The 7,317-nt window shown below is 68.6% G+C and carries 6 protein-coding genes and 1 pseudogene; all 7 read right to left on the reverse strand.

The window, feature by feature from the left end; translation table 11 throughout:
- Positions 1-144: pseudogene (locus tag AC1D1G_RS38590) on the reverse strand (ADP-ribose pyrophosphatase); the annotation flags it as partial.
- 13 nt (positions 145-157) lie between these two features.
- Positions 158-1,936 (reverse strand): CTP synthase, encoded by a 1,779-nt coding sequence (locus AC1D1G_RS38595; protein WP_025432832.1) that lies wholly within the window; start codon positions 1,934-1,936, stop codon positions 158-160.
- A 141-nt stretch (positions 1,937-2,077) separates the two neighbouring features.
- Entirely contained in the window at positions 2,078-3,028 is a 951-nt protein-coding gene (locus tag AC1D1G_RS38600) for a copper transporter (RefSeq protein WP_477956228.1), read from the reverse strand.
- A complete protein-coding gene (gene steA / locus AC1D1G_RS38605) occupies positions 3,025-4,209 on the reverse strand; it encodes a putative cytokinetic ring protein SteA (protein ID WP_477956229.1) in 1,185 nt (394 codons plus the stop codon). Before steA ends, AC1D1G_RS38600 begins: the two co-directional genes overlap by 4 nt.
- 106 nt (positions 4,210-4,315) lie before the next feature.
- Positions 4,316-6,088 (reverse strand): DNA repair protein RecN, encoded by a 1,773-nt coding sequence (gene recN / locus AC1D1G_RS38610; protein WP_477956230.1) that lies wholly within the window; start codon positions 6,086-6,088, stop codon positions 4,316-4,318.
- A 2-nt stretch (positions 6,089-6,090) separates the two neighbouring features.
- A complete protein-coding gene (locus AC1D1G_RS38615) occupies positions 6,091-7,053 on the reverse strand; it encodes an NAD kinase (RefSeq protein WP_477956231.1) in 963 nt (320 codons plus the stop codon).
- The coding region (locus AC1D1G_RS38620; RefSeq protein ID WP_477956232.1) for an SAM-dependent methyltransferase at positions 7,050-7,317 on the reverse strand (268 nt) is incomplete at its 5' end. The genes AC1D1G_RS38620 and AC1D1G_RS38615, both read right to left, overlap by 4 nt.

A 7,317-nucleotide genomic window follows, 5' to 3' on the forward strand; every position in this document is an offset into this window, starting at 1 on the left:
GGCGCCGTGGTGCTCGACGACCTCACGTTCGGCGGTCCGGCCGTCCGGCATCGCGACGTGATCCACGCGCAGGGCGAGGATCGCGCCGCTGTAGACGGCGCGCGAGTCGAGAGTCTCGAATTCGTGCCGGCCGGTGTCGGTCATGGTCGGTCTCGCCCTATCCCGCGCTGTCGACGGACGCGACCTCGTCGCGGTCGGCGGAGTCGGCGAGTTCGTCATCGGTAGCGACGGCGGCGGCCCGCTCCTCACCGTGCACGTCGACGGGAAGCCGCTCTTCGAGCTTGTGCTTGAGCGCCGCGTCGACGAACGCCGCGAACAGCGGGTGCGGACGCGTCGGACGGCTCTTCAGCTCGGGGTGCGCCTGCGTCGCGACGAAGAACGGGTGCTGGTCGGCCGGGTACTCGACGAACTCGACGAGGTGACCGTCGGGCGAGGTTCCGCTGAACCGGAGTCCGCTCTTCGCGATCCGGTCGCGGTACGCGTTGTTGACCTCGTAGCGGTGACGGTGACGTTCCGACACCTCTTCGCTGCCGTACGCGCGGGCCACCACGGACCCCTTCGTGAGGACGGCGGGGTACGCGCCGAGGCGCATCGTGCCGCCGAGATCCGCCTCGCCGGCGATGACGTCTTCCTGGTCGGCCATCGTGGAGATCACGGGGTGCGTGGTCTCGGGCTCGAACTCGGCGGAGTTGGCGTCGTCGAGACCCACGCTGCGCGCAGCCTCGATCACGACGCACTGCAGGCCGAGGCACAGTCCGAGCAGCGGGATCTTCCGGTGACGGGCGTACCGGATCGCGCCGAGCTTGCCCTCGATACCGCGGATTCCGAAGCCGCCGGGAATCAGCACGCCGTCGACGTCGCCGAGGGCGGCCTGCGCGCCCGCCTCCGTCTCACACGCGTCGGACGGCACCCAGGAAATTTCCACCTTCGAGCGGTTCGCGAAGCCGCCGGCGCGCAGCGCCTCGGTGACGGACAGGTAGGCGTCCGGCAGGTCGACGTATTTTCCGACCAGGGCGATCCGCACGGTCTCGCGCGGCTGGTGGACGCGCTCGAGCAGGTTGCCCCACACGGTCCAGTCCACGTCGCGGAACGGCAGACCCAGCTGACGCACCACGTAGGCGTCGAGGCCCTCGCTGTGCAGCACCTTCGGGATGTCGTAGATCGAGGGCGCGTCGGGGGTCGAGATGCAGCCGTCGACGTCGACGTCGCACATGAGCGCGATCTTGTTCTTCAGCGCGGGGGGTACCTCGCGGTCGCAGCGCAGAATGAGCGCGTCGGGCTGGATACCGATGTTCCGCAGGGCCGCGACCGAGTGCTGGGTGGGCTTCGTCTTGAGCTCACCCGACGGCGCCAGGTACGGAACCAGGGAGACGTGGAGGAAGAAGACGTTGTCGCGACCGACGTCGTGGCGCACCTGACGGGCGGCCTCGAGGAACGGCTGCGACTCGATGTCACCGACGGTGCCACCGATCTCGGTGATGACGACGTCGGGCTGGTGTCCCTGGAGGTCCGGTCCGCTCATGGCGAGGATCCGGCTCTTGATCTCGTCCGTGATGTGCGGGATGACCTGGACGGTGTCGCCGAGGTATTCACCGCGCCGCTCCTTGGCGATGACCGTCGAATACACCTGGCCGGTGGTGACATTCGCCTGACCGGACAGGTCGCGGTCGAGGAAGCGCTCGTAGTGGCCGACGTCGAGGTCGGTCTCGGCGCCGTCTTCGGTGACGAAGACCTCACCGTGCTGGAACGGGTTCATCGTGCCCGGATCGACGTTGAGATACGGATCCAGTTTCTGCATGGTCACGCGCATTCCCCGCGCGGTGAGCAATTGCCCGAGGCTCGAGGCTGTGAGGCCCTTGCCGAGTGAGGAGGCGACGCCGCCGCTCACGAAGATGTGCTTGGTAGCGGTACGCGAATGAGTGCGTGACTGTGGCAAAGGGGCTCCCGTGACGACTGTGCAGGGCTTGGTCTGTTCGAGCAATGCTGGGGCCTGCCGACCCACGGGACTTCACGGTAACACCTTGTCGTACGTCCCGGAAACAACGYGCCGCGATTGCCCGCCCCGATGTGACGCGCGCTACGCCGGGGTGGCCCCGACGGTGACTCCGGTCGTGCCGGGCCCGGTGCCGTACCGGCCGGCGCCGCCGTTCAGTTGCTCCTGCAGCGCGAGCGGAACGGTGATCTTGCCCGCTTCCCGGTCGATGTTGTCGATCGTCGTGAGCGCCGCGGAGAGGGCCGCGTCGGCCCGCGCGACGGCGACCGCACCGTTGCCCTGCGCCGACGCCGGACGCCCGGCGAGAACCGCCCCGGCACCGCGCGAATCCAGCGCGCCCGCGAACCGGGCCACCACCGCACCGCGGTTGCCGCTGACACCGTCCTCCACGTCGCGGTCGCCGGTCAGCACCACCGCGACCTGTGCCGGTTGGACCGCACCGTCGTCGTAGCTGACAAATCCCGCACCGCGGAGGGTCTCGAGAGCGAGCGCCATCTCCTGTGCGGAACTCTGCGGCTGGCCCGTCTCCTTACCCAGCATGAGGACCGAACCGAGCAGGTCGCCTGCGAGGCTGCCCTGGTCGACGGCCCCGGTCTTCAACGTGACACCCGCAGGGATCACATTGTTGACGACCGTCCGGAGCCGGTCACCGCCCGTCGCGTCCACGAACGAATCGGTCAACGACACCCGGCCGGCCACCGACCCACCTGCCTGAGCGATCATGCGGTTGACCCCGTCGAGGTCGGCGGGGTCGGCATCCGGGGTCGTCACGACCATCACGGTGCGTTGCGCCAGAGTGTCGGCCACCACGCGGCCGCCCACGGCGGAATCGAAGCCGTCCGCCGAGTTCAGCTGCTCGGTCAGCTGGTTGTTGCGTTCGTTCGCCTTCTCCACGTCGGTCTGCAGGTCGGCCTTGTCGTCGCGCAGCCCCGAGACGAGACCGCTCGACAACAGGCCGGAACCCATCACCACGCCTATTGCCAGAGCCAGGAAGATCGCCGCTATGGAAATGGCATGGTGACGCAGAGAAATCACTTGAAGAACCCCTGGACCCACAACGCGAAGCTGTTCCATGTCGCGACGGCCCAGTCCAGTGCCTCACCACCGATGTTCGACACCACCAGGGCCACGATCACCGCAACCAGTGCGGCCAGTACGAGCAGCGCGATCGCGCCGCCCGACACGCGGCTCCGGTACAGGGTCGCCACGGCCTTCGCGTCCACCAGTTTCGGCCCGACCTTCAGCCGGGTCATGAACGCGGACGGGTTGCTGTCGCGGCGGCCGCGGTCGAAGAATTCGTCGAGGGAGACGGTGCTCCCGACCGTGACGATCAGCGACGCGCCGTGATGATCGGCCAGCAGCAGCGCCAGGTCGGACGGGGACCCGGAGGCGGGGAACGTCATCGCTCCGATGCCGAGGTCCTGGATCCGTGACAGACCGGGGGCGTGACCGTCCTGGTCGGCGGGGAGCACCACCTCGGCGCCCGACTTCAACGTGGCGCTGGTGATGTCCTCGGGGTCGCCGACGATGAGGTCGGGGCGATAGCCCGCCGACTTCAGGACGTCGGCGCCTGCCCCGACGCCGATGAGGATCGGCGAGTACTCCTTGATGAACGGCTTGAGGTTCTTCAGGTCGGACGCGTGGTCCGGGCCGTCGGACACGATCACGACGTGCCGTTCCTTCATGTCGACGTCGACGTCGGGGACGCCGACTCCGTCGATCAGCAGCGGACTTTCGGTGCGGATGAACTCGATGGTGTTGCCGGAGAACGCCTCGAGGTGGTCGACCAGACCGGTCTTCGCCTCGATCATCCGGTCGGAGATCTCCGCCTCGGTCTGTTCGTCGCCCTTCGCGATGCGCCGTTCCCCGGAGTAGACACCTCCCCCGTTCACCCGGACCTTGCTGCCGTCCTTGATGCTCTTGAAGATCTCGGTGCCTGCCGAATCCACCAGGAGGATCCCGTTGGCGACGATCACCTCCGGTCCGAGGTTGGGATAGCGCCCCGAGATGGAGGGCGACGCGTTGATCACTGCGAGAACGCCGGCCTTCACCAGGGCGTCCGCGGTCCCGCGATCGAGGTCGAGCTCATCGAGAACGACGATGTCACCGGGTCCGACGCGTCGCAGCAACTTGGCCGTGTTGCGATCCACCCTGGCGATGCCGCTGACCCCAGGCAAAGTTTCGGTGTTACGTGACAGCAGTGCCAGCATCTTCATGAGTTCGATGATGGACCGGAAGCCGGACCGACCTGTGGAGGCGCGCCGAACCGTTTACCACATCAGTCACACCATTACCACGGGTGCGGGCGGTCCGCAGGACCGGTCAGGCGGAACGCTCGGCGTTGGCGGTGGCCAAGAGCTCCTCCGCGTGGGCGCGACCGGTCTCGGTGTCGTCGAGTCCGGCGAGCATGCGCGCCAGTTCGACAACCCGTTCGTCGTCGGTGAGCGTGTGCACACCACTGCTGACGACGCCGTCCGCGTCGTCGACCTTGTCGACCACCAGGTGGGTGTCCGCGAACGCCGCGACCTGCGGCAGGTGCGTCACGACGATGACCTGGTGTGTCCGGGCGAGCCGGGCCAGTCGCCGGCCGATCTCGACTGCGGCCCGACCGCCGACGCCGGCGTCGACCTCGTCGAACACCATCGTCGCGCCCGAGTCGGAACCGGCGAGCACCACCTCGAGTGCCAGCATCACGCGCGAGAGTTCACCGCCGGACGCGCTCTTGCTGATGGGCAGCGACTGTGCGCCGCTGTGCGCCGACAGCCGGAATTCCACTTCGTCGACGCCGGACGAACCCGCGTGCAGTTCCGTCCCGTCGACGGTGAGCGGTGCCGTGTCCTGAGGTCCGGCGATCCGGGGCCGGACGGACACCTCGAGAGCGGCCCGGCCCATCGCCAGACCAGCGAGTTCGGAACTGACGGCCTTGGCGAGCTTGACCGCCGCCTTGACGCGGGCAGCGGTCAGCTTCGACGCGGCCTCCGCGGTGGACGCCGCCGACTCCTCGACCTGCTTCGTCAGCGCCGCCAATGCATCGGAGGACACGTCGATCTTCTCGAGCCTCGCACGGGCGTTGTCTGCCCATTCCAGTACGCCGTYGACGTCGGCAGCGTACTTGCGGGTGAGGTTCTTCAGTTCCGCCTGCCGCGACAGCAAGGAGTCCAGTGCCCCCGGATCCGCGGGAAGCCCGGCGAGATACGTGGTCAGGTCGGCGGAGACGTCCGTGATCACYGCGATCGCGTCGGCGAGGCGCGGTCCGAGCCCGTCCAGTTCGGGGTCGGTGGCCGATTCGATCCGGGCCCGCGCCTCGGACAACAGATCCAACGCGGGTGCGCCGACGCCGTCGCCGTCCATGTCGTCGCCGCCGGCGAGCGCGGCGTGCGCTTCCTCGGCCGCAGAGCGCAGCGAGTCGAGTTCACTGAGCCTGCGCACCTCCGACACGATCGACTCGTCCTCACCCGGGGTGGGCGCGACGCCGTCGATCTCGTTGAGGGCGAACGTCAGTTGGTCGGCTTCCTGCGCGAGTTCCCGGGTGCGCCCGGTGCGTTCGATCAGTTCGGTTCGCGCGGTCACCCATTCGTCGCGGTGCTTGCGGTACCGCGCCAGCAGCGGGCCGACCGTCTTGTCCGCGAACCTGTCCAGGGCGGCGCACTGCTGGTCGGGCCGGAGCAGCCGCAGCTGATCGTTCTGCCCGTGGACGGTGAGCAGTGGGTCGGTGAACTCGGACAGCACACCCGCCGGAACGCTGCGCCCGCCCAGGTGGGCGCGGGACCGTCCGTCGCTGCCGACGGTCCGCACCGCGATGATGGTGCCGTCCTCGTCTCGCTCGGCGCCGGTCGATTCGAGGAGCCGGGTCACGGCCCGTTCGACGTGCTCCGAGCCCTCGTCCGTCATGAACCGGCCCTCGACCACGGCACGGGGCGCGCCGAGACGCACCCGGCCCGCGTCTGCCCGCGCACCGCTGAGCAGGTGCAGGCTCGTCACCACCATCGTCTTGCCCGCACCGGTCTCACCGGTGAGCACCGTCAAACCTTCGTGGAATTGCGCCGACGCCTCGGAGATCACACCGAGGTTGTCGATCCTGATCTCTGCCAGCACGTTTAGGGCTTCCTTCCTCGCCACCCGGTGACGGGCAGCTCGAACTTTCGCACCATCCGGTCTGCGAACGGCGCCGAATCCAGTCGTATCCACCGAACGGGTTCCTTGCCACGCACCACTTCGACGCGGGCGCCCGCGGGTAGCTCGAGGGTCCGGCGACCGTCGCAGAACACCAGACCGTCGTGGCTGCCGGCCACCGTCTCCACCGCGATCAGCGAGTTCGGGCTCGTCACGAGTGGGCGCGCGAACAGCGCGTGCGCGTTGCTCGGGACCACGAGCAGGGCCTCCAGCTCCGGCCACACCACGGGGCCACCTGCCGAGAACGCGTATGCCGTCGACCCGGTCGGGGTGGAGATGAGGACGCCGTCGCAGCCGAAGGCCGACACGGGGCGGCCGTCCACCTCGAGCACCACCTCGAGGACACCGAGCCGGGACCGGTTCTCGATGCTCGCCTCGTTGAGTGCCCAGCCGCGTTCGATGATTTCGTCGTCCACCCGGACCAGCACGTCCAGCGTCATGCGGTGTTCGATGCGGTACTCACGACGCACCACCTGGGCGAGCGCCTCGTCGAGGTGCTCGGCCTCCRTTTCCGCGAGGAACCCGATGCGGCCCAGGTTGATGCCCAGAACCGGAATGGACGCGGCCTGGGCGAGTTCCGCTGCCCGCAGGAACGTTCCGTCTCCGCCGAGGACGAGCACCATCTCGCAACCGAGGGCGGCGTCGGGGCCGGCCTGCACGATGGTGACTTCCAGCCCGGGGACCAGGAATTCGTCGGCCGCCATGCCGTCCATCGGTTCGATGCGGGTGCTGTCGACCTCGTCGACGAGGACGCGCAGTCCGATCCCGGCCCGCTCGAAGATCTTGCCGACGCGTCGCGCGGTCTCCGTGATCTCGGCGCGGCCCGGGTGCGCAACGAGCAGGATTTCCCGCTCGCGTTGCTGGGTGCCGCTACTTCCCCCGCTCACTGTGGTCCCTCCTGCACCGCGGTGCGGATCAACTCTTCTATCGACTCGACCGGTACATCATCCGTCCCGGGTGTGACATCCGCGCGGAGCCACAGGAAGTACTCGACGTTCCCCGACGGTCCCGGCAGCGGACTGGCCACTGCACCGACGGTACGCAGTCCCAGCGACGCTGCCGTCTTCGCGACATCCAGTACCGCGGCGACGCGCAGCTCCGGGTCACGCACCACACCACCGGAGCCCACGTGGTCCTTGCCGACCTCGAAC

The sequence above is a fragment of the Rhodococcus sp. P3_B8 genome, from assembly GCF_056402775.1.

Bases quoted from the DNA above. Each gene is read 5' to 3' on its own strand.
- steA (WP_477956229.1), bottom strand. From the start codon at position 4,209: ATGAAGATGCTGGCACTGCTGTCACGTAACACCGAAACTTTGCCTGGG.